The organism is Burkholderia sp. AU18528 (genome assembly GCF_002223215.2).
Classification (GTDB): domain Bacteria; phylum Pseudomonadota; class Gammaproteobacteria; order Burkholderiales; family Burkholderiaceae; genus Burkholderia; species Burkholderia semiarida.
The window spans coordinates 1,490,556-1,510,812 of the sequence record NZ_NKFC02000004.1; the positions used below are offsets into that span (position 1 = coordinate 1,490,556).

General features: G+C 68.0%; 20 protein-coding genes. 4 read left to right on the plus strand and 16 right to left on the minus strand.

Translation table 11 applies throughout. The annotated features are described in order from the left end of the window. Positions 1-23: 23 nt before the first annotated feature. The 7 genes from CFB52_RS09675 to mltG form a co-directional block, all read right to left on the minus strand. Positions 24-1,196: a mechanosensitive ion channel family protein gene (locus tag CFB52_RS09675; protein ID WP_059585249.1), complete on the minus strand. Its 1,173-nt coding sequence runs from the start codon at positions 1,194-1,196 to the stop codon at positions 24-26. A gap of 89 nt (positions 1,197-1,285) precedes the next feature. Beyond that, entirely contained in the window at positions 1,286-1,642 is a 357-nt protein-coding gene (locus CFB52_RS09680) for a Rap1a/Tai family immunity protein (protein ID WP_059585248.1), read from the minus strand. 121 nt (positions 1,643-1,763) lie between these two features. Continuing rightward, a complete protein-coding gene (locus CFB52_RS09685; protein ID WP_059645577.1) occupies positions 1,764-2,474 on the minus strand; it encodes an ankyrin repeat domain-containing protein in 711 nt (236 codons plus the stop codon). Positions 2,475-2,517: 43 nt separating this feature from the next. Further along, entirely contained in the window at positions 2,518-3,297 is a 780-nt protein-coding gene (locus CFB52_RS09690; protein WP_099316485.1) for a TatD family hydrolase, read from the minus strand. A 141-nt stretch (positions 3,298-3,438) separates the two neighbouring features. Then, entirely contained in the window at positions 3,439-4,467 is a 1,029-nt protein-coding gene (locus CFB52_RS09695) for a DNA polymerase III subunit delta' (protein ID WP_099316486.1), read from the minus strand. A 19-nt stretch (positions 4,468-4,486) separates the two neighbouring features. Further along, positions 4,487-5,107 (minus strand): dTMP kinase, encoded by a 621-nt coding sequence (gene tmk / locus CFB52_RS09700; protein WP_006478605.1) that lies wholly within the window; start codon positions 5,105-5,107, stop codon positions 4,487-4,489. Next, a complete protein-coding gene (gene mltG, locus CFB52_RS09705) occupies positions 5,107-6,126 on the minus strand; it encodes an endolytic transglycosylase MltG (protein ID WP_099316487.1) in 1,020 nt (339 codons plus the stop codon). The genes tmk and mltG overlap by 1 nt, the downstream gene beginning before the upstream one ends. Positions 6,127-6,203: 77 nt before the next feature. On the opposite strand from mltG, the gene CFB52_RS09710 reads away from it, so the two are divergent. Together CFB52_RS09710 and CFB52_RS09715 are read left to right on the plus strand one after the other, a co-directional pair. Further along, a complete protein-coding gene (locus CFB52_RS09710; RefSeq protein ID WP_099316488.1) occupies positions 6,204-7,238 on the plus strand; it encodes a folate-binding protein YgfZ in 1,035 nt (344 codons plus the stop codon). A 76-nt stretch (positions 7,239-7,314) separates the two neighbouring features. Further along, on the plus strand, positions 7,315-8,160 hold the full coding sequence (locus CFB52_RS09715; protein WP_089464840.1) for an NRDE family protein: 846 nt from the start codon (positions 7,315-7,317) through the stop codon (positions 8,158-8,160). 16 nt (positions 8,161-8,176) lie between these two features. Here CFB52_RS09715 and CFB52_RS09720 read toward each other — a convergent pair whose 3' ends face one another. From CFB52_RS09720 to CFB52_RS09740, 5 genes are all read right to left on the minus strand, one after another. Then, a complete protein-coding gene (locus CFB52_RS09720; RefSeq protein WP_099316644.1) occupies positions 8,177-8,623 on the minus strand; it encodes a GNAT family N-acetyltransferase in 447 nt (148 codons plus the stop codon). Between the two features lie 41 nt (positions 8,624-8,664). Next, positions 8,665-9,624, minus strand: coding sequence for an alpha/beta hydrolase (locus CFB52_RS09725; RefSeq protein ID WP_099316489.1), 960 nt, complete (start codon positions 9,622-9,624; stop codon positions 8,665-8,667). Between the two features lie 158 nt (positions 9,625-9,782). Further along, positions 9,783-10,262, minus strand: a complete 480-nt coding sequence (locus tag CFB52_RS09730; RefSeq protein WP_006483907.1) for a PaaI family thioesterase — start codon at positions 10,260-10,262, stop codon at positions 9,783-9,785. Beyond that, on the minus strand, positions 10,262-10,573 hold the full coding sequence (locus tag CFB52_RS09735) for a Dabb family protein (RefSeq protein ID WP_059585240.1): 312 nt from the start codon (positions 10,571-10,573) through the stop codon (positions 10,262-10,264). The genes CFB52_RS09730 and CFB52_RS09735 overlap by 1 nt, the downstream gene beginning before the upstream one ends. 303 nt (positions 10,574-10,876) lie before the next feature. Beyond that, entirely contained in the window at positions 10,877-11,491 is a 615-nt protein-coding gene (locus tag CFB52_RS09740; RefSeq protein WP_144029731.1) for a trypsin-like peptidase domain-containing protein, read from the minus strand. A 68-nt stretch (positions 11,492-11,559) separates the two neighbouring features. Here CFB52_RS09740 and CFB52_RS34195 point away from each other — a divergent pair, with 68 nt between their 5' ends. Continuing rightward, positions 11,560-11,802, plus strand: coding sequence for a hypothetical protein (locus CFB52_RS34195; protein WP_144029732.1), 243 nt, complete (start codon positions 11,560-11,562; stop codon positions 11,800-11,802). Positions 11,803-12,208: 406 nt separating this feature from the next. Further along, positions 12,209-14,350, plus strand: coding sequence for a hypothetical protein (locus CFB52_RS09745; RefSeq protein WP_099316491.1), 2,142 nt, complete (start codon positions 12,209-12,211; stop codon positions 14,348-14,350). Positions 14,351-14,398: 48 nt separating this feature from the next. Here CFB52_RS09745 and CFB52_RS09750 read toward each other — a convergent pair whose 3' ends face one another. The 4 genes from CFB52_RS09750 to CFB52_RS09765 form a co-directional block, all read right to left on the minus strand. After that, on the minus strand, positions 14,399-15,799 hold the full coding sequence (locus CFB52_RS09750; RefSeq protein ID WP_059585196.1) for a GGDEF domain-containing protein: 1,401 nt from the start codon (positions 15,797-15,799) through the stop codon (positions 14,399-14,401). A 256-nt stretch (positions 15,800-16,055) separates the two neighbouring features. Further along, positions 16,056-17,234, minus strand: coding sequence for an acetyl-CoA C-acyltransferase (locus CFB52_RS09755; protein WP_059585195.1), 1,179 nt, complete (start codon positions 17,232-17,234; stop codon positions 16,056-16,058). A 50-nt stretch (positions 17,235-17,284) separates the two neighbouring features. Continuing rightward, a complete protein-coding gene (gene pncA, locus CFB52_RS09760; protein ID WP_060316572.1) occupies positions 17,285-17,917 on the minus strand; it encodes a bifunctional nicotinamidase/pyrazinamidase in 633 nt (210 codons plus the stop codon). A 44-nt stretch (positions 17,918-17,961) separates the two neighbouring features. Further along, the gene (locus CFB52_RS09765) at positions 17,962-20,046 is read right to left on the minus strand and encodes a 3-hydroxyacyl-CoA dehydrogenase NAD-binding domain-containing protein (RefSeq protein WP_099316645.1); all 2,085 of its coding nucleotides are present in this window, start codon (positions 20,044-20,046) and stop codon (positions 17,962-17,964) included. Positions 20,047-20,257 lie beyond the last annotated feature (211 nt).

Below are 20,257 nucleotides of genomic sequence, written 5' to 3' on the forward strand. Positions count from 1 at the left end.
GGCAAGCAGGGGCCGGGCCGCGCTCAGCGGCCTTCGACGGCCTGCGGGTCGGCGGCGGTGTTGGCCGCCGTGCTGGCGGCAGGCGAGCGCACGTGCGGCCGTTCGCGATTCGGCGCATCGGGCGCCGCGTCGTGCGGATACAGCTCCATCCGGCTGCGCGGCAGGCATTGCGGATAGCGGTCCTGCAGATAGGCGATCAACCCTTCGCGCACGCGGCAGCGCAGATCCCAGCACGACGACGAATCGGCCGCGCTGACGAGCGCGCGCAACTGCATCGTGCGCTCCGTCGCGTCGGTCACCTGCAGCACCTGCACGCGGCCGTCCCACTCGGGCGCGGCGTGGACGAGCCGCGCGAGTTCCTCGCGCAGCGGCGCGAGCGGCGTGCGGTAATCGACCGACAGGTAGACGGTGCCGATGATCTCCGCGCTGCTGCGCGTCCAGTTCGTGAACGGGTTCTCGATGATCCACTGCAGCGGCACGACGAGGCGCCGCTGGTCCCACAGCCGCACCGACACGAACGAGCCGGTGATTTCCTCGATACGCCCCCACTCGCCCTGGATCACGACCACGTCGTCGAGCCGGATCGGCTGCGTGAGCGCGATCTGCAACCCGGCAATCAGGTTGCCGAGCACCGGCCGTGCGGCGATACCGGCGACCAGCCCCGCGACGCCGGCCGACGCCAGCAGGCTCGCGCCGATCTGGCGCACGTTCGGGAACGTCATCAGCGCGGCGCCGGTGCCGATGATCACGATCAGCACCATCACGGTCCGCACGAGCACCTTGGCCTGCGTATGGACGCGCCGTGCCTGCAGATTGTCGGCCGTATCGATCGGATGGGCCTGGATGATCGCGTCGCCGACGCCGGCCGCGAGCCGCACCAGCAGCCACGTGAGCGACACGATCGAGCCGACCGCGGCCGCGGTGCGCATGCCGCGCACGAACGACATGCCGTCGTCGGCCTGGACCCACAGGAATTCGAGCGCCAGCAGCGCCAGCACGACGAGCGACGGCTTGTCGATGTAACGCAGGATCGCGCTCATCAGCGGATACGGCTGCGCGATGCGCTTGACGATGCGTGCGCCGAGGCGGTGCACGACCGTGACGACCAGTATGACGATGACCGACACGCCCAGCGTGCCGAGCCACGAATGCAGCGGCGCATCGGCGATGCGCTGCAGTTCCTCGATTGAAATCATCGGCGCCCTCGAGTGATGAAGCCCACTGGCTTCGTCCTGGATGCGTCGGCGACGCCCGGGCCGCGCACGCGCCCGGACACGGCGTCAGATCAGCTGCCGTTCCTGCAGGGAAACGCCTTGCCGAGACCGAGCGACACCGCGGTGCTCGCGTTGTAGTCGGCCAGCTTCGGATTTTCCGCGATGTACTTGCGCACCGCGTCCGTCATCTGTTGCGCCCGGATGTCGGGCGGCAGGCAGAAATACTGGCCGACGCGCGGCCCCGTGGTGCCGCCGATCGCATCGATCGTGTTGTAGACGCCGTCGGCGGCGCCTTCGATATAGGCCGCGCACGACGCCCGCGACTTGACGTCCGTCTTCGCGCACAGCCGGTCGAGATCCGCGCCCGTGAAAGCCGCCGCCGACAACGGCACGGCAAACGCCGCGGCACAAAACATTGCGCGCAACATGGTGTTCCTTCTTATGTCAAGGCGGCCCGAGACCGCCTGCTGCGTTGGCCGGTGCGGCAACGGATGCCCTGCTCCGCCCGGAAGCCGGCTGGCCGGACAGGCGCCGCCGCACCAAAAACCGTTATTTTGCACTCTTTTGAGCATCTGCCGGCGTGCCCGCACCGATACGCGTCGTCCGCTTGCTCAGGATCTCGATCGCGTCCGGCGCGTTGTAGTGCTTCGCGAACTCGAGCGCGGTGATGCCGAGCTGGTTCTTCACCTGCGGATCCGCGCCCTGGTCGAGCAGCAGCGTGACCGTCGACGCATGATTGCCGCGCGCGGCCATCATCAGCGGCGTCGTGCCGTTCGGCGATGCGGTGTCGATGTACGCGTCGTGGTCGAGCAGCACCTTGACGACCGCGTCCTGGCCGTTGGTCGCCGCGTAGTGAAGCGGCGCCCAGCCCTTCTTGCTGACTTCCGCGCCCTTGTCGATCAGCAGCTTGACGAGGCCGAGGTCGCCGTTCAGCGATGCGAGCATCAGCGCGTTTTCGCCGGCCTTGTCTTCCTTCTCGAGGTCGACGTTCGGCGTCGTCGCGATCGCGGCCGCGACCTTGTCGGACTTCTCGCGCGCGGCGATCACGAGGATCGGGTCGCCGTTCGGCGCGAGCGTGTTCGGATCGAGCTTGCCGCTCTTGAGCTGCTTGCCGATATCGGCGATGTCGTCGAACTTGACGGCCTTGACGATCGCGTCGAGCGACTCGGCATGCGCGCCGGCGGCGGCGAACAGGCCGCTCGCGACGAATGCGGCGGCAACGAGGGCGCGTTTGGGCAGATGGTTGGTCGGCTTCGTCATTGTTGTGGGCTCCTTCCCTGGGTTGTCGGCTGCGCGCGCGTCGTTAGCGGGCGATCTTGAACAGCCGGAAAAAATTCTGCGTCGTCGCATCGGCGAGCGCCTCGACGGCGATCCCGCGCTCGGATGCGATAAAGCGTCCGACATGGCTGACGTACGCAGGTTCATTCGGCTTGCCGCGATACGGCACCGGCGCGAGGTACGGCGAGTCGGTCTCGATCAGCAGCCGGTCGAGCGGCACGCGCCGCGCGACGTCCTGCACGTCGGTCGCGTTCTTGAACGTGACGATGCCCGACAGCGAGATATGGAAGTTCTGCGCGAGCGCCTGCTCGGCCACCGGCCACGGCTCGGTGAAGCAGTGCATCACGCCGCCCGGCACGTCCGCGCGCTCCTCGGCCATGATCCGCAGCGTGTCTTCCGACGACGCGCGCGTGTGGATGATCAGCGGCTTCATCGTCGCGCTCGCCGCGCGGATGTGCGTGCGAAAACGCTCGCGCTGCCATTCCATGTCGGCGATCGAGCGGCCTTCGAGGCGGTAGTAGTCGAGGCCGGTTTCGCCGATCGCGACGACCTTCGGGTGCGCGGCCAGCTCGACGAGCTCCGCGAGCGTCGGCTCGCTCGCGTCCTCGTGATCGGGATGGACGCCGACCGACGCGTACACGTTGTCGTGCGCTTCGGCGATCGCGAGCACGTCCGGCAGCGTCTCGAAATCGACCGACACGCACAGCGCATGCGTGACGTCGTGCTCGCGCATGTTCTCGAGAACGGCCGGCAGGCGGTCGGCCAGGCCCTTGAAATTGATGTGGCAGTGAGAGTCGACGAACATCGTGTTTCCTGAATACGTGAGACGGGCGCTCATGCGCCCGCCGGCTGGCGGCACCGGGCGACGTGCGCGGGCCGGGCGGCCACGGCCGCGTCGCCGCGGGACCCGTTCATCGTTTCGCAACCCATCGGAAACAATGCCGGATCAAGCGAACATTTCCCGATATCCGAGAAACAATTCCTCGAATACGAGCCGCGCGTTGAGCGGATGATTCTCGACCGTCCGCTGCCGCGTCACGGCTTTCATGAAGCGCGCGAATGCGTTCGCGTCGACCGCTTCCGCGCAGCGCGCCAAGGCGGCCGCGTGCGTCGGGAAGTAGCGCGGCGCGCCGGCCATCCGCTGCGCGAGCAGATCGTACAGCCAGCGCTGCAGCCAGCCGAGCACCAGCGGCACCGGCAGCTTCTGCAGCGTCTCGCCGCATGCGAACGGGTCGCAGGCCGCTCCGGCCGCGAGTTGCCCGAGCGTGTAGTCGCGCAGCGGGCGGTTCTCGTCGCTCGCGAGCGCCAGCGCGGCGAGCGGCGCGCCGCCGGCTTCGGCGAGCAGCGCGCTGGCGTCGTCGACGCCCTGCGCCGCGAGCCACGCGGCGGCCGCCTCCGGCGCCGGCACGGTCATCGGCCACTGGCGGCAGCGGCTGATGATCGTCGGCAACAGGCGGTCGATGCGCGCCGACACGAGCAGGAACACGACGCCGGGCGGCGGCTCCTCCAGTGTTTTCAGCAGCGCGTTCGACGCGGCGACATTGAGCGCCTCGGCCGGATACAGCACGACGACGCGCGCGCCGCCGCGGTGCGAGCCGACCCCGCAGAAGTCGAGCAGCGCCCGCACCTGCTCGATCTTGATTTCCTTGCTCGGCGCCCGCGTCTTCTTGCCGCCTTCGTCCGCGTCGGCCGGCTTCGCGTCGTCGGCCGCGCCCGGCGCCTCCCCCGCCAGCGCCTCGGGCAGCACGATCCGGTAGTCCGGATGGTTGCCCTGCGAGAACCAGTTGCAGGCCGCGCAGGCGCCGCACGGCTCGCCGTTCGGCTGCGGCGATTCGCACAGGAAGCCCTGCGCGAGATGCTGCGCGAACTGCAGCTTGCCGATCCCGGCCTGACCGTGCAGCAGCAGCGCATGCGGCCATTGCGCGCGCAGTTGCTGCAGGCGGTTCCAGTCGTCGGTTTGCCACGGATAGATCATGGGGTGCGTTCCTTGCGGGTTACAGCGCGGCGAGCACGCGTTCGAGCTGCTGGCGGATCTCGGGAATCGATCGCGTCGCGTCGACGATCGCGAAGCGGTGCGGCGCCTCCTCCGCCCGCCGCAGGTATTCGGCGCGCGTACGCGAGAAGAACGCATCGGATTCGCTTTCGAACTTGTCGGGCATGCGCGCGGCGCCGCGACGCTCGCTCGCCACCTGCGGCGCAACGTCGAACAGCACCGTGAGATCGGGCTGGAAACCGCCCTGCACCCAGCGCTCGAGCGTCTCGAGCTTGTCACGCGGCAGCCCGCGCCCGCCGCCCTGGTACGCGAACGTCGCGTCGGTGAAGCGATCGGACACGACCCAGTCGCCGCGCGCGAGCGCCGGCTCGATCACGAGCGCGAGGTGCTCGCGACGCGCGGCGAACATCAGCAGCGCTTCCGTCTCGAGATCCATCGGCTGGTTCAGCAGGATCTCGCGCAGTTTCTCGCCGAGCTGCGTGCCGCCCGGCTCGCGGGTGACGACCACTTGCCGGCCGGCCGCGGCCAGTCGACCCTGGAGGCGTTCGCAGAACCATTGCAGGTGGGTGGTCTTCCCCGCCCCGTCGATGCCTTCGAACGTGATGAATTTACCGCTCGCCATTATTGACCTCGTATGTACTTGTCCACGGCCTTGTTGTGGTCGCCGAGCGTGTCCGAGAACACGCTCGTGCCGTCGCCCTTCGCGACGAAATAGAGCGCGCTCGTCGGGGCCGGATTGATCGCCGCCTGCAGCGCGGCGACACCCGGCAACGCGATCGGCGTGGGCGGCAGCCCGCGTCGGGTGTAGGTATTGTAGGGAGTGTCGGCCTGCAGGTCGCGCTTGCGCAGACGGCCGTCGTACGCGTCGCCGAGCCCGTAGATCACCGACGGATCGGTCTGCAGCGGCATGCCGATGCGCAGCCGGTTCGCGAACACGGCCGCGACGAACGCGCGATCGGCCGCATGGCCGGTTTCCTTCTCGACGATCGACGCGATCGTCAGCATTTCGTAAGGCGACTTGTACGGCAGCCCCGGCGTGCGCGCGGCCCAGGCCTCGTCGACGCGGGCCTGCATCAGGCGGTATGCGCGCCGGTAGATGTTCAGGTCGCTCGTGCCCTTGTCGAACAGATAGGTGTCGGGGAAGAACAGCCCCTCGCCGCTGCCGCGCTGCACCGCGCTCTCCGGCGCGCCGATCGCGCGCAGCAGCTCGGCGTCGCTCATGCCGGCCGTCGCGTGCGTGAGATCGGGGTTCGCGTCGAGCTCCGCGCGCATCCGCTTGAAGGTCCAGCCTTCGATGACGGTCGCGACGTACTCGTTCACGTCGCCGCGCGCGATCTTCTGCAGCACGTCGTACGGCGTGATGCCGGTCTTGAATTCGTAGTTGCCCGATTTGAGCCGGCTCGACAGCCCGAGCACGCGCGTCATCGCGACGAACGCGAACGGCTCGACCGGCACGCCGCCGCGCTCGAGCTGCAGCGCGACGCTCTTCACGCTGCTGCGCGGCTTGATCGTGACGTCGAGCGATGCCGAGCCCAGCAACAGCGGCCGGGTCGCCCAGTAATACCCGCCGCCCGCGCCGGCAGCGGCCACAACGACGGCCAGCGCCACGATCGTCGCGGCGCATTTCTTCAGTAGGGACATGGAAACGTGACTCAGGTAAGACCCATATAATACTTGCTCGCCTCCGTCAAAGTCAGGGTTGACTGTTCCCTCATTCCATGAGCACACCGTTCGCTTCACCGGCTGCCCAGGCCGCATCCGCCTCGCTCCCCATTTTCCCCCGCCCGTCGGCCGCCGATTTCGATGCGCCGGCCGCCTGCATGCCGCTGCCGCAGTTCGGCGTGATCGACGTGGCCGGCGACGACGCCGCGACGTTCCTGCACAGCCAGCTCACCAACGACGTCGAGCATCTCGATGCCGGCAGCGCGCGGCTGTCCGGGTACTGCTCGCCGAAGGGCCGGCTGCTCGCGTCGTTCCTCGCGTGGCGCGCCGGCCACGACGTGCGCCTGCTCGTGTCGAAGGACGTGCAGCCGGCGGTGCAGAAGCGGCTGTCGATGTTCGTGCTGCGCGCGAAGGCGAAGCTGACGGACGCGAGCGACACGCTCGCGGTGGCCGGCTTCGCGGGCGACGTGCGCGACGCGCTGTCGGGCATCTTCGATGCGCTGCCCGACGGCGTGCACGTGAAGGTCGACGGCCCGGCCGGCGCGCTGATCCGCGTGCCCGATGCGGCCGGCCGCAAGCGCTATGTGTGGATCGGCCCGCGCGCCGAAGTCGACGCGCGCGTCGCCGCGCTCGCCGGCACGCTGCCCGTCGTGTCGCCCGCCGTGTGGGACTGGCTCGACGTTCGCGCGGGCGAGCCGCGCATCACGCAGCCGGCCGTCGAACAGTTCGTGCCGCAGATGGTCAACTTCGACGTGATCGGTGCCGTTAACTTCAGGAAAGGGTGCTACCCGGGCCAGGAAGTGGTGGCGCGCAGCCAGTACCGCGGCACGATCAAGCGCCGCACCGCGCTCGCGCACGTCGCCGGCGAGACCGATACCGTGCATGCCGGCGTCGAGCTGTTCCACAGCGACGACCCGGGCCAGCCGTGCGGGATGATCGTCAACGCGGCGGCCGCGCCGGCGGGCGGCGTCGACGCGCTCGTCGAGATCAAGCTCGCCGCGCTCGACAGCGGCTCGGTGCACCTCGGTTCGGCCGACGGCCCGGCGCTCGCGTTCGACGCGCTGCCGTACGCGTGGCCGACCGAAGCCTGATGCACTGACAACCCGTTCGCGCGCCGGCTCGCGAGTCGCAGCCGGCGCGCGACGTTTCCTGCGAGAGATTCGCCCGATGTGTCTGATTGCCTTCGACTGGCAGCCCGATGCCGCCGCCGGTCCCGTCTTTACCCTCGTGGCCAATCGCGACGAGTTCTTTCGCCGGACCAGCGCGCCGCTCTCGTGGTGGGAAGACGTGCCGGGCGTACTGGCCGGCCGCGACCTCGAGGCAGGCGGCACGTGGCTCGGCGTCTCGCGCGACGGCCGCTTCGCCGCGCTGACCAACTACCGCGCGCCGTTCGACATCCGCGCGGGCGCGCCGACCCGCGGCAAGCTGGTATCCGATTTTCTCGGCGGCACGCCGGTCGCGCCGCTCGACTATCTCGCTCAGCTTGCCGAGCATGCGGCCGTCTACAACGGCTTCAACCTGCTCGTCGGCGACTGGCGCCGGCGCGAACTCGCATGGTTCTGCAACCGCGCGCCCGAGGGCGAAAGCCGGGTCGCCGCGCCCGTCGCGATCGCGCCGGGCGTGCATGCGCTGTCGAATGCACGGCTCGATACGCCCTGGCCCAAAGTGGTGCGCAAGCGCGCGGAGCTCGGCACGCTGCTCACCGACAATCCGACCCCGTCGCTCGACGAACTGATCGCGCTGATGCGCGACCCGCACGTCGCGGACGACGACGCACTGCCGCACACGGGCATTCCGATCGAGCGCGAGCGCGCGCTGTCGGCCGCGTTCATCGAGACGCCCGAATACGGCACGCGCGGCACGACCGCGCTGCGCGTCACGATGAAGGAAGGCGTGCGGCTGACGGTCGAGGTCAAGGAGCGCAGCGACGACGACGGCTCGCACCGCACCGTGCGCCCGGGCGCGTTCGAGCGCGCGTTCACGTTCGATATCGACGCGGCGCGCCCGCGCTGAACGCACGCGTGGCGTGCTACGGCGCGCGCGCCATCTCGACGTGCGGCACGCCGGCTTCGACGAACGGTTCGCCCACCGCCGCGAAGCCGTGCCGCAGATAGAACGACACCGCCGAATCCTGCGCGTACAGCCGCACGACGGCTTCGCCGCGGCGCCGCGCGGCGTCCAGCAGCGCATTCAGCACGGCCGACCCGACGCCCTGCCCGCGCACGTCGGCCAGCACCGCGACGCGGCCGATCGTGCCGGACGGCAGCAGCCGCCCCGTCGCGACCGCGCGGCGCAGCCCGGTCGCCGCGTCGGTCCGGTACGCGACCGCATGCAGCGACAGCGGATCGTCGTCGTCGAGTTCCCATTCCGGCGGAATCTGCTGCTCGCGCACGAACACCGCGTCGCGGATCCGCGCAGCGTCGCCGCCCAGTTCCGTCCAGTCGCCCGTTTCCACCCTGCCCACGCCGTTCGTCATCGCCATCCTCCCGCGGCGTGCGCGCCGTCAGGCGCTCGCCGTCAAACCTCGTCGAATGCGGCCTTCAGCGCCGCGACCGCATCGGCATGCGCGGCCCGCACCTCGGCCACGTAGCCGCCCATCTTGAAGAATTCGTGGATCATCCCTGGATAGCAGACCAGCGTGACCGCGTTGCCGGCCGCGCGCAACTTGTCCGCGTACGCGGCGCCCTCGTCGCTCAGCGGATCGTACTCGGCCGTCGCGATCCACGCCGGCGCGACACCGGCGAACGACGGCGCGCCGCGCGTACCGTCGAGCGGCGCGAAACGCCAGTCGTCGCGATCGGCCCGATCGCGCACGTATTGCGTGAAGAACCACTCGATCGTGTCCTGCGTCAGCAGGTAGCCGCTCGCGAGCCGCGCGTGCGATTCGGTGTCCTGGTGGCCCGTCACGCCCGGGTAGATCAGCAGCTGCAGCGCAAGACGAATGCCCGCGTCGCGCGCGAGCACCGCGCAGACCGTCGCGAGCGTGCCGCCCGCGCTGTCGCCGCCGACCGCCAGCCGCGCGGCGTCGATGCCGAACGTGGCGGCCTCGCGATGCAGCCACTGCAATGCGTCGTCCGCGTCGTTCACCGCGGTCGGAAACTTGTGTTCGGGCGCGAGCCGGTAGCCGACCGACAGCACCGCGCATTGCGCGTCGTGCGCGAACATCCGGCACAGCGCATCGTGCGTATCGACGCTGCCGACCGTGAAGCCGCCGCCGTGGTAGTACACGAGCGCGGGCAGCGGCTCGGCCAGGCTCGGCGCGACCGGCAGATACAGCCGCGCGCCGATCGTGCGGCCGTCGCGCGTCGGCACGATGCATTCCTCCACCGCATGCATCGGCGCCGGCGCGACGTCGAGGATCGGCGCGCTCTTCTCGTACGCGGCGCGCGCCTGCTGCGGCGTCTGATGGTGATACGACGGGCGTTTCGCGCGCTCGATCATGTCGAGCACCTGGGCGATCTTCGGATTCAGCGGCATCGGTGTGGACGGCGCCGGTGCGGCGTCGTGAACGGACAAGCGTCACATGATGCCACGCGCGCGCCGGGCAGGCGCGCCGTGCCATGTACCGCCATCCCGTGCTCCAAAACGAAACGGCCCTGCCGCATCGAAGAGACAGGGCCGTGCGTGGCGGATGCTTACGCGTCGCTCGGGCCGGGTTGCGCGTCCGGCGCCGTGCGCGAGCGTTGCCGCTTGATGTCCCGGCCGACCGCGAGCCGGCGCATGTACTTGAACGTGCCGAGCGCCTTCGCGACGAAATTGCCGTCGCTGTCGCGCACTTCGCCTTCGCAGTAGGCCATCGTCGTCGAGCGGTGCATCACGCGCCCGTAAGCGCGCAGCTCGCCGCGGCCCGGCTGCATGAAGTTCACCTTCATCTCGACCGTGACGACGCCGACGCCGTCGTCGGTCAGGCTGCGCGCCGCCATCGCGAGCGCGATATCGGCGAGCGTCATCGTCACGCCGCCGTGCGCGATGCTCCACGTGTTCATGTGCCGCTCCTCGAGCGGCAGCACGATCTCGCTCGCGCCATCCTTCGCAGACACGAGTTGCACGCCGAGCAGATCGACGAACGGGCTTTCGATCGACGGGCCTTCCGTCGGGGTTGCCGCGTCGCTCATCACGCGTTGTCGACGATGTAGTCGACGCACTCGCGCGATTCGGCCACCGCGACGACGAATTTCTTCACTTCCTGGTGAACCGGATGCACCTGGTATGCGTCGAGCGCGGCCTTGTCGGCGAAATCGGAGACGAGCACGATGTCGGCGGTCGCATCGAGGCCCGGCGTCGCCACGCCGACGTCGATCTGCAGGGTGCCCGGCACGAGGTCGCGGCAGCCTTCGAGCTTTTCCTTCAGCTTCAGCGCGTTCTGCGCGCGCGTCGCGCCTTCGGCCGATTCCTTCAACTTCCACATGACAATATGTCTGATCACTTCGTTCGCTCCTGTTCGTGTTGGTTCGGCGATTGGCCTGTCGTCCTTGGCAGCCGGGCACTTTACACCCTTCCGCCTTTCGCTCACGGTCACCCTCCTGCCCGGCATCAGGATCCGACAAGCTCGCGCAGGCGACAAGCCTACCAAACTTGCCGATGGCAATGGACGGTATCTTGGGGCGGGCCCGTCCGCTGCCTCGCTCCGACGCCTGTCGCCTCGGTTCGCGTTCCGGCGCCCCAATGCAAAAGCCCCGAGCGCGCTCGCACCCAGGGCTTTGACAGCGTCACATTCGACCACGCCGAACTAATCCCAAACCAGGTTCTCGAACGGCGTGAACCATCCATACGTTCTTGAGCTGACCACGACTTTCCCGCCGTACACGCCGTAGCAAACGTCCTTGCTATCCACGTTTCCCACCACGGGCGCGCCACTGTCACCCGGTTGGGTCTGCGCATCTCCGTCCAGGTTGAGCAGGACGACGTTCTTGACCTTATCGTTGGTGCCAGGCACCGTGATATCCGCATCCGCCTCGGCAACCGAGCAATTCACGAGACCGGAGAGCGCACCCTGCAACCACAAACGCTGGCCCTTTACGGGACGAACGTTTGAGCCGAACTCCACCGGTTTTTTACCACTGTCCGTCCATATCTCATTGGCCGTTGCCTTGACTCCCGACAACACCGTCACGAGGGCGATATCCTGATTTTCCTCGAGGAAGTTGACGAGCAAATCGCCAACGTGGTTTGCGTCATCGGGCTGACCCACCTTCACATCCTTCTTTCCGAACACATGGCCCGCCGTCGCAAAGCACGGGCCGCCGTCATATTCCACGACCAGACCTAAAGTGCCGATCTTGCTGGGGGTCACGATTTTGATCCCGCCGACCAAAGGACGAACTTTGAGATTGTTTGCAGGCATCACGGGCTCCGCTAACGGTTGAAAAAAGCGATTGATCATTGCCGGATGACTATCAAGAACGTTGAAACATGACGCTTGTGAACCTTGGACTGTCTAGCGATCCATCGACGATCCGTCGCCGTGCGGCACACGCGCAGGAACACGGTTTGCTCGGCCTCGCGCGTGCCGCGATTTGCATATCGGCCTGTCTCGACACTGCCCGACACAACGCGGCGATTCATTTCCTGTTGGGCATCAATGCCCGGCCCGGCATCGTATTTCCGGTCGTTTTGTCACCGGATATCCGGAGTACGTTAATTCGAATCCATTGAATCGCACATTTTACCGAAGCGACTGGCAATAATTTCATCCCATTTTTCAATTCAACATTAGAAAACAAAAACATTATTGACTTCGACTTTCCCGTAAATTTAGAATCGCCTACGACGGCTTACGCATCATTTTCCGCGCCGCCCCGGATTCGCCGCTCACCCGCGCGAAGGCCGGTCTCATCGCCTTTCCCGCGGGGCATCGACGCACACCTCTGCCGTTTTCGGCTTTCGGCATTTATCGGCCAACCGGTTATTTGCCAACCTGTTTCCCTTTAGAAGAAGCGCAACACCCCGATTAATTCCCGCCATTCGCCGGAGTGAATGCAAAACAGGATCAGACGGACCCAAGATCCGCCGATTGGAACATCCAGATAAAAAATCGCGAGTCATCAGGAGGGACATCAACATGCATCGCCTTGCGAAGTCGCTGGGTCTCGGGCTCGTCTGCGCCGGCCTGCTGTCGGCCTGCAACGACGACGACGTCAAATCGAACAACCCGCCGTCGAACACCGCCGCGTTGTCGTTCCGCATGGACACCGGCGGCCAGATCAACGCGTTCTACCGGCAGGACAAGGTCGCCGCGCATCTGCTGGTGCGCTCGTCCACGAAGCCGCGTCTGCTCGTGGTCTTCCCCGCCGGCAATAGCGGCACCGGACTGTGGTTCGACGACACCGCGCAGCCGGTGAACTGGAGCCTCGACACGCCGCCGGCCGCACTGTCGGCCCCGGACGCGCACGGCCGTCCGCTGTACGGCATCGGCGCCGACGTGTCGGTCGACACCGCTACGCTGACGATCCGCCAGGGCGTGCTCAGCAACGTGCGCTTCCTGCGCGACTTCAACGGCGGCGCGACGATTCCGCCGCAGATCCTCACCGCGCCGACGGTCCAGGGCAGCACCGCGCAATGGCAACGCGACCGGCTCGACGGCGCGCCCGGCTATGCGCTGCGCATCACGCTGCGCGACGGCGGCAGCATCGCGCCGGCGGCCGGCGGCAAGCTCGTGCTGAACGCACCGGCCGGCTCGCACACGCTGAAGCTGCACATCGATGCGCTGTCGGGCGAGACGCCGCTGTCGCCGATCACGCACGCCGACCTGTTCGCGCCGTCCGTGAACCCCGACCCGGTCAGCCAGAACGTGCTCGAATTCCTGAGCTTCAACGACAAGCTGCTGGCCGGCTCGTGGCAGTACGACACGTACTTCGGCCGCGACACGCTGATCTCGGTCCGCATGCTGATGCCCGTGCTCGAACCGGCGGCGATCGAGGCCGGGCTGTCGTCGGTGCTGAGCCGCCTGTCGGCCGACGGCAAGGTCGCGCACGAGGAAGGCATCGGCGAATTCGCGCTGGTCGACAACCAGAAGAACGGGCGGCCGAACGATGCGACACCGACCTACGACTACAAGATGATCGACAGCGACTACCTGCTCGCACCGATCGCCGCCGCGTGGCTGATCGACGATACGCGCGGCCAGGCCCGCGCGGCCGCGTACCTGGCGCAGCGCGGCAGCGACGGGCAGACCAACGGCAGCCGCCTCGTCGTCAACCTGCTGCACGTCGCGACGACCGCGCAGCCGTTCGCACAGCAACCGTCGGTGGCAAACCTGATTCACCTGCGGCCCGGCGAAATCGTCGGCAACTGGCGCGACAGCACCGACGGCCTCGGCGGCGGCGTCTACCCGTACGACGTGAACGCGGTGCTCGTGCCGGCCGCGCTGCGCGCGGCGAATGCGTTCCTCGCCCGCGGCCTGCTCGATCCGTATCTCGATGCGCAGCAACGCGCGACGCTCGCCAACACGGCGAACGAAGCGGCCACATGGGAAACGCAGGCGCCGCCGCTGTTCCAGGTCAGCGTGCCGGCCGCGCAGGCGGCCACCGACGTGTCGGCCTATGCGCCATCCGCCGGCGTGCCGGCCGGCGCCGCGCCCAACGCACCGCTGGCCTTCTACGCGCTGTCGCTCGACCAGCAGGGCAACCCGATTCCGGTGATGCATTCGGACGGCGGCTTCGCGCTGTTGTTCGGCACGCCGCCGGACGATCAGCTCCAGCGGATCGTCGGCGACGTCACGCGGCCGTTCCCGACCGGGCTCGTGACCGATGCCGGGATGCTGATCGCGAACCCCGCGTATGCGAGCCCGTCGCTGTGGCCGAAGTTCACGAGCTCCGCGTATCACGGCACGGTAGTCTGGTCGTGGCAGCAGGCGATGTGGGTGGCCGGGCTCGATCGCCAGCTGGCGCGCCAGGACCTGTCGGCCACGACACGCACGCTGCTCGCGCAGGCGCGGCAGACGATCTGGCAGGTGATCTCGAACGGACGCGACATGCGCACGTCGGAAATGTGGACGTGGTCCTACGTGAACGGCAAGTACCAGACCGACGCATTCGGCACGCGCAGCGCCGATGCGACCGAAGCCAACGCGGCGCAACTCTGGAGTACGACGTATCTCGCGATCCGCGACCCGCAGCAGCGCGCGGGCAAATACTGGTGGCAGGCGTCGCAGCCGATGCAGGACGAACGATCGAAGCAGGCGACGGCCGTGGCGTCGCGCTAGCGCGCGTCGCCACGCGCGTGCATGCCGGCACCGGCGCCGGCATGCGGACTAGCGCGTCACCACGCGGTTGCGCCCTTCCCGCTTCGCCTGGTACAGCCGCTCGTCGACCACCCGCAGCAGCGCATCCACCGTGCCACCGTCGACGCCGTATTGCGCGACGCCGACGCTGACCGTCACCTGCACGCGCTTGAAGTCGAGCCCGAACGGCGCACTCGCGATCGACGAACGCACGCGCTCGGCCGTCATCCGCGCGCCCTCGAGCGGCATCTCGGGCAGGAGCGCCATGAACTCCTCGCCGCCGACCCGCGCGAGCGCGCCCGCCGGCCGGATCGCCTCGAGGCACTGGCGCACGACGCCGCGCAGCACTTCATCGCCGATCTGGTGCCCGTAGGCATCGTTGATGTTCTTGAAATTGTCGAGATCGAGCGCGAGCAGGCAGAACGGCGTGCCGTCGCGCTCGGCCCGCACGATCTCGCGCTCGACCTGCGCGATGAACTGGCGGCGGTTCGACGCGCCCGTCATCGGGTCGGTCGCGGCCATGTACTCGAGCTTCTGGTTCGTGCGCCGCAGCTCCTGCAGCGCGCTTTCGGTGCGCGCCATCGATTCGGACAAGCGGCTCATCAGGTCTTCCTGGCTGTAGATCGCCGAGAACGAGCGCGTCGTCTGCAGCGCCTGCACGACGCCGTAACTGAGCAGGAAGAACCCGCCCGCGAAGATCGCATGCGCGAGCCACCACATGTGATTCCACGGCTTGCCGAGGATGAACGCGAGCGACGACAGCGCGAACGCCATGATCGACATGCCGTAGATCACCATCAGCGGCGAGCGGATCCGCCGCGCGAGCAGCAGGCACACGTTCAGCAGCGAGAACACCAGCGCGCCGCCTTCCATCGACAGCCGCGTGCCGAGTGCACCGGCAACCGGCGAATACGCGATGTACGCGACCACCACGTCGACGATCAGGAAGAGCACGATCCAAGGCAGCCACGTCCGTGCGCTCGTGCGCTTGTCGACCCGGTCGGGCGGACGCGAATACGACAGCAGGCCCGTGAGCAGCAGCACGGACATCGCCAACCGCGACGCGGGCCCGTACAGCAGGAACAGCCAGATATTGTGATGCGCCATCCCGGTGAACGCGCCGTGCAGCGCATAGATCATCGCGAAACCGAGAAAGCCGAGCGTCAGCCAGCGCAGCAGCGGCTCGCCGGACGACCGGTAGCACACCCACGTCACATAGGTGACGAACGCGCCTTCGATCGTCGCCGCCGCGATCGCGATTTCATGGAAAGCGTGGTTCTCGAATACGACGCTCCGGTCGCTGAAGAACCACAGATAGGCAATCAGATACGCAGGCAGCAACGCGAATCCGACCAGCAGGCATTTCGCGTAGAGCCTTGCGGCCGCACTGACGACGCGCGGCGGTTCCCCGGCTGCATAGGTCGTACTCATTCGGTCCCCGGTCGGTCTGCTGCGTTGATTGGAGTCTTCGCGGCACGGATCGCGCAACGCATGATCTGACCCATCGTGCCGAAAGGCAAATGTCAGAGCAAGTATAGGTGGGGTAATTCGTTTGACAAGTCAGGGGAAACGGCATTGCCGGGTGCATGCCTTTTGCTTCCCCGTCGTTGCGAATCGCGCATCGGTCGCGCCGATTCATCGCGGCGGCGTGCGGTGACGCCGAAGCGCCACCGCGGCCGGTCAAAGATCAGAGGATTTCGAACAGGCCGGCCGCGCCCTGCCCGCCGCCGATGCACATCGTGACGACCACGTACTTCACGCCGCGCCGCTTGCCCTCGATCAGCGCATGGCCGGTCAGGCGCGCGCCCGACACGCCGTACGGATGGCCGACCGCGATCGCGCCGCCGTTCACGTTCAGGCGCTCCTCAGGAATCCCGAGCGTGTCGCGGCAGTACAGCACCTGCACCGCGAACGCCTCGTTCAGCTCCCACAGGCCGATGTCGTCGACTGTCAGCCCGGCCTGCTTCAGCAGCTTGGGCACCGCGAACACCGGGCCGATGCCCATTTCGTCCGGTTCGCAGCCGGCCACCGCGAAGCCGCGGAACGCGCCCAGCGGCTGCAGCCCTTCGCGTTGCGCGGCGTCGGCGCTCATCACCACGCATGCCGACGCGCCGTCCGAGAACTGGCTCGCATTGCCCGCGGTGATCACGCCGCCCGGCACGGCCGACCGGATCTTCGACACGCCTTCGAGCGTCGTGTCGGGGCGAATGCCTTCGTCGGCCGAGACCGTCACTTCCTGCGTGTACAGGCGGCCCGTCGCCTTGTCGGCGATGCCCGCGAGCACGGTGATCGGCACGATCTCGTCGCGAAAGCGCCCGGCTTCCTGCGCGGCCGCGGCACGCAGTTGCGACTGCACGCCGTATGCGTCCTGCCGCTCCTTCGAGATGCCGTAGCGCTTCGCGACGTTCTCCGCAGTCTGCAGCATGTTCCAGTAGATCTCGGGCTTGTGCTGGACGAGCCAGCCTTCCTGGATCATGTGCCGGTTCATCTCGTTCTGCACGCACGAGATCGATTCGACGCCGCCGGCCACATAGATCTCGCCTTCGCCCGCGACGATCCGCTGCGCGGCCAGCGCGATGGTCTGCAGCCCCGACGAACAGAAACGATTCACCGTCATCCCCGGCACGCTCACCGGCAATCCCGCGCGCAGCGCGATCTGCCGCGCGATGTTCGCGCCCGTCGCGCCTTCGGGATTCGCGCAGCCCATGATCACGTCCTCGACGCGCGCCGGATCGAGCTTCGCGCGTTCGAGCGCGGCCGCGACCACGTGGCCGCCGAGCGTCGCGCCGTGCGTCATGTTGAATGCGCCGCGCCAGGACTTCGCGAGCGGCGTGCGTGCGGTCGATACGATTACGGCTTCGGTCATGCGAGTCTCCTTCGGTCCTGCTTCATGTCCTGAATCGGATGGGAAATGCGCTACGCCGCCGGGCGCGCGCCGGCGGACGTCACATGCGCGACGCCCGCTGCCTGCATCTGCTGCCATGCGTGCGCGAGCGACCCGTTCAGGTCGATCGCACGGCACGCATCGTTGATCACCGCGGCTTCGAAACCGGCCGCGCGCGCATCGAGCGCCGACCATGCGACGCAATAGTCGGTCGCGAGCCCGCAGCACCACACGCGCTTCGCGCCGAGTTCGCGCAGGTAGCCCGCGAGCCCCGTGCGCGTCGTGCGGTCGGCCTCGACGAACGCGGAATAGCTGTCGACCTGCGCGTCGCCGCCCTTGCGGATCACGAGCCGCGCGTGCGGGATGTCGAGGTCGCGATGCAGCGCCGCGCCGTCGGTGTCCCGCACGCAGTGCACGGGCCACAGCACCTGCTCGCCGTACGGCAGCGACAGCGTGGAAAACGGCTCGCGGCCCGGATGGTTCGCCGCGAACGACACGTGCTCGCGCGGGTGCCAGTCCTGCGTGAGCACGACCTGGTCGAAGCGTTGCGCGAGCGCGTTGATCACCGGCACGACCGCATCGCCGTCGGGCACCGCGAGCGCGCCGCCCGGCATGAAGTCGTATTGCACGTCGATCACGAGCAGGACGTCGTCGGTGCGTTTCATTTCAATTCTCCTGGGTGAATCGGGCGCGCCGTCGTGCGAGATCGTCAGCCGTTGAACCCGCGGCCGGCCTTGGCCAGTTCCGCGATCGACGGCGCGAGCTGCCACGCGTCGCCGTTCGGCGCCGCCGCATAGCGGCGAATCGCGCGCTCGACGTTGTAGAGGCCGACCGTATCCGCGTACAGCATCGGGCCGCCGCGCCACAGCGGGAAGCCATAGCCGGTCAGATAGACCATGTCGATGTCGGACGCCTTCGACGCGATCTTCTCCTCGAGGATCTTCGCGCCTTCGTTGACGAGCGCGAACACGAGCCGCTCGACGATCTCGTCGTCGCCGATCTTGCGCCGCTCGACGCCGCGCTCCTTCGAGTACGCGACAACCATCTCGTCGACGAGCGCCGACGGCTTGGCCTTGCGATCGCCCGGCACGTAGTCGTACCAGCCGGCGCCCGTCTTCTGGCCGAAGCGGCCCTGCTCGCACAGGCGGTCGGCGATCTTCGAATAGTGCAGGCCAGGCTGCTCGACGTAGCGCCGCTTGCGGATCGCCCAGCCGATGTCGTTGCCGGCGAGGTCGCTCATCCGGAACGGCCCCATTGCGAAGCCGAACTTCTCGATCGCGCGATCGACCTGCGCGGGCAGCGCGCCTTCCTCGAGCATGAACAGCGCCTGGCGGATGTACTGCTCGATCATCCGGTTGCCGATGAAGCCGTCGCACACGCCCGACACGACCGCCGTCTTGCGGATCTTCTTCGCCACCGCCATCACGGTCGCGAGCACGTCCTTCGCGGTCTGCGCGCCGCGCACGACCTCGAGCAGCTTCATCACGTTCGCCGGGCTGAAGAAGTGCATGCCGACCACGTCCTGCGGACGCTTCGTGAACGCCGCGATCTTGTCGACGTCGAGCGTCGACGTGTTCGACGCGAGGATCGCGCCCGGCTTCGCGACCTCGTCGAGCTTCCTGAACACCTGCTCCTTCACGCCGAGTTCCTCGAACACGGCTTCGACGATCAGGTCGGCGTCCTTCAGGTCGTCGTAGGACAGCGTCGGCGCGATCAGCGCCATGCGCGCGTCGAGCTTCTCCTGCGAGAGCTTGCCCTTCTTCACCTGCGCGTCGTAGTTCTTGCGGATCGTCGCGAGGCCGCGCTCGAGCGCGTCCTGCTTCGTCTCGAGCAGCGTGACCGGCAGCCCGGCGTTGACGAAGTTCATCGCGATCCCGCCGCCCATCGTGCCCGCGCCGATCACGCCGACCCGGCGGATCTCGCGCAACGGCGTATCGGCCGGCACGTCGGGAATCTTGCTCGCCGCGCGCTCGCCGAAGAATGCATGGCGCAGCGCGCGGCTTTCCGGCGTCATCATCAGCGCGACGAAACCCTCGCGCTCGGCGATGCTGCCCTTGTCGAAGCCGTTCAGCACGCCGGCCTCGATCGCGTCGATGCACTTGTGCGGCGCGGGGAAATTCGGCGCGGCGGCCCGCGCGGAATTGCGCGCGAACTGGATGAAGCCCGCCGCGTTCTCGTGGACGATCTTGCGATCGCGCACGCGCGGATGCGGCCCCTTCTGCGCGCCAACCTTGCGCGCGAACGCAACGGCCGCGTCGAGCAGGTCGCCGTCGGCCATTTCGTCGAACAGCCCGCTCTTCGCGAGTTGCTCCGACGGCACCGGCGCGCCCGACACGATCATGTTCAGCGCGGTTTCGAGCCCGACCGCGCGCGGCAGGCGCTGCGTGCCGCCCGCGCCCGGCAGCAGCCCGAGCTTCACCTCGGGCAACGCGACCTGCGCGCCGGGCGCGGCGACCCGGTAATGCGCGCCGAGCGCGAGCTCGAGGCCGCCGCCCATCACGACGCTGTGCAGCGCCGCGACGACCGGCTTCGCGCTCGCCTCCACCGCGCGGATCACGGTGTGCAGCGTCGGCTCCTGCAGCGCCTTCGGCGTATTGAATTCGGTGATGTCGGCCCCGCCCGAGAACGCGCGGCCCGCGCCGGTCAGCACGATGGCCGTGACCGACGGATCCTGCGCGGCGCGATCGAGCGCGTCCATGACGCCCTGGCGGGTCGACAAGCCAAGCCCGTTGACGGGCGGATTGTTGAGCGTGATGACGGCCACGCCGTCGCGAGTCGAGTAATCCACTGCCATCTGCCTGCCTCCATGCATCGCGCGCCGGATTGGCTGCGCTTCATTGTGCGCGGTCGAACGGCCGCATGTCCGGATGAACGCAGGCAGCATACAACGAAAAAGCACGATCGTTCAATTTGAATTGCGTTCCCGATTCGGGGACGGAGCGGGGGCGACCGGCGTCGGGCGACCGGCGTCGGGCGACCGGCATCGGGCGATCGGCATCGCGTGC

Excerpts from the sequence above, each read along its gene's own strand:
- CFB52_RS09675 (WP_059585249.1), bottom strand. The coding sequence starts at position 1,196 with ATGATTTCAATCGAGGAACTGCAGCGCATCGCCGATGCGCCGCTGCAT.
- CFB52_RS09680 (WP_059585248.1), bottom strand. The coding sequence starts at position 1,642 with ATGTTGCGCGCAATGTTTTGTGCCGCGGCGTTTGCCGTGCCGTTGTCG.
- CFB52_RS09685 (WP_059645577.1), bottom strand. The coding sequence starts at position 2,474 with ATGACGAAGCCGACCAACCATCTGCCCAAACGCGCCCTCGTTGCCGCC.
- CFB52_RS09690 (WP_099316485.1), bottom strand. The coding sequence starts at position 3,297 with ATGTTCGTCGACTCTCACTGCCACATCAATTTCAAGGGCCTGGCCGAC.
- CFB52_RS09695 (WP_099316486.1), bottom strand. The coding sequence starts at position 4,467 with ATGATCTATCCGTGGCAAACCGACGACTGGAACCGCCTGCAGCAACTG.
- tmk (WP_006478605.1), bottom strand. The coding sequence starts at position 5,107 with ATGGCGAGCGGTAAATTCATCACGTTCGAAGGCATCGACGGGGCGGGG.
- mltG (WP_099316487.1), bottom strand. The coding sequence starts at position 6,126 with ATGTCCCTACTGAAGAAATGCGCCGCGACGATCGTGGCGCTGGCCGTC.
- CFB52_RS09710 (WP_099316488.1), top strand. The coding sequence starts at position 6,204 with ATGAGCACACCGTTCGCTTCACCGGCTGCCCAGGCCGCATCCGCCTCG.
- CFB52_RS09715 (WP_089464840.1), top strand. The coding sequence starts at position 7,315 with ATGTGTCTGATTGCCTTCGACTGGCAGCCCGATGCCGCCGCCGGTCCC.
- CFB52_RS09720 (WP_099316644.1), bottom strand. The coding sequence starts at position 8,623 with ATGACGAACGGCGTGGGCAGGGTGGAAACGGGCGACTGGACGGAACTG.
- CFB52_RS09725 (WP_099316489.1), bottom strand. The coding sequence starts at position 9,624 with ATGCCGCTGAATCCGAAGATCGCCCAGGTGCTCGACATGATCGAGCGC.
- CFB52_RS09730 (WP_006483907.1), bottom strand. The coding sequence starts at position 10,262 with ATGAGCGACGCGGCAACCCCGACGGAAGGCCCGTCGATCGAAAGCCCG.
- CFB52_RS09740 (WP_144029731.1), bottom strand. The coding sequence starts at position 11,491 with ATGCCTGCAAACAATCTCAAAGTTCGTCCTTTGGTCGGCGGGATCAAA.
- CFB52_RS34195 (WP_144029732.1), top strand. The coding sequence starts at position 11,560 with ATGACGCTTGTGAACCTTGGACTGTCTAGCGATCCATCGACGATCCGT.
- CFB52_RS09745 (WP_099316491.1), top strand. The coding sequence starts at position 12,209 with ATGCATCGCCTTGCGAAGTCGCTGGGTCTCGGGCTCGTCTGCGCCGGC.
- CFB52_RS09750 (WP_059585196.1), bottom strand. The coding sequence starts at position 15,799 with ATGAGTACGACCTATGCAGCCGGGGAACCGCCGCGCGTCGTCAGTGCG.
- CFB52_RS09755 (WP_059585195.1), bottom strand. The coding sequence starts at position 17,234 with ATGACCGAAGCCGTAATCGTATCGACCGCACGCACGCCGCTCGCGAAG.
- pncA (WP_060316572.1), bottom strand. The coding sequence starts at position 17,917 with ATGAAACGCACCGACGACGTCCTGCTCGTGATCGACGTGCAATACGAC.
- CFB52_RS09765 (WP_099316645.1), bottom strand. The coding sequence starts at position 20,046 with ATGGCAGTGGATTACTCGACTCGCGACGGCGTGGCCGTCATCACGCTC.